1 protein-coding gene is annotated in these 1,118 nt (G+C 36.7%); it reads right to left on the reverse strand.

The genetic code is table 11. From position 1 onward, the window contains the following. Positions 1-566: 566 nt before the first annotated feature. Positions 567-1,118 (reverse strand): RHS repeat-associated core domain-containing protein (locus tag BLQ17_RS22110; protein WP_143005624.1); only part of this gene is annotated, 552 nt, incomplete at its 5' end.

Raw genomic sequence — 1,118 nt, forward strand, 5'->3', positions numbered from 1 at the left:
TAGATTAAGTTCATACTTCATATTAAATGTTTACGAAAGATGATTTTACCGAATGGCGCAATTTCAATGACTTAGATTTACATCGGGAATAGCTGATTTGAAATAAGAGCAAAAAGATACAAAAACATCAAGTACAGCGAAACACTAGGTATTATCAACGACAAGTAAAAAACATAATATTCAAGATCGTCAGAGGTTTTTCTTTGAATGCTGCTTAGCAGATTTTTCCTTATAAACATGCACATAGCAATTGTCAAGAACCAACTAAACAGTGCAAAAAGTACCACTTTTGTAATATGAACTGTTCCAAAAGAACATAAATATGCAGCCAGCAAAGGTCCCAGAAATGTAGCTAAAAAACCTTTTAACATACTGACAGCATCTCTTTTTGTGAGCCTCTTTCTTGGAGAACCCTTTTGTTTCCTAATCATATGCGAAGCTACAATAACTCCGATAATTAATGCTAGTAAATCTAGTGCATACCACAATATTTTATTCGTCATTTCAAAGTATCACTGATGTTGAACTCGCTAAAATTATCAACAAGTTATTGTTCTATCTTTTGTTTAGTTTTTACAGGAATCAGAACCTCTATTGTCATCTAACAATTGATCACCTGCCCAGTTTTCAAATACTCCAAAGCCAATTGTAATCCCACCTGCTGCCGTTGTATGTAAACCCCAAATTGACCCTTCTTTTATTTCTGCTAGACCGATTTTAACCATCCACCCCCCAATGCCTATACGAAGCGTGCCAATGAATTTCAATGTTAATCCTAAAAAAGTCCGAATCGAAAATGCGCCCACTCCTACAGCACCATAATTTGTTCCATATTCATTATCTGGATCATTCCCTGTACCATATCCATTATCACCATACATACTTTCTTGTGTATTCTCACCTCCATAAGATCCGGGATTACCAACTCCCAATTCTCCAGCAGATGGTGTGTCAGGCTCATCACCATGATATAGACCAAAGTAATCAACCTTGTTTATCGGATTATTATGGACATAAGAGTATAAGTTATTTCCTCCAATAATACCAATAGGATCCTCCGAAGTCCATACTCCGGCGGATGGGTCATACTGCCTGAAATGGAAATGGTAGAGTCCCGA

The sequence above is a fragment of the Desulforhopalus singaporensis genome (assembly GCF_900104445.1).
In the GTDB taxonomy this organism is placed as follows: Bacteria; Desulfobacterota; Desulfobulbia; order Desulfobulbales; family Desulfocapsaceae; genus Desulforhopalus_A; species Desulforhopalus_A singaporensis.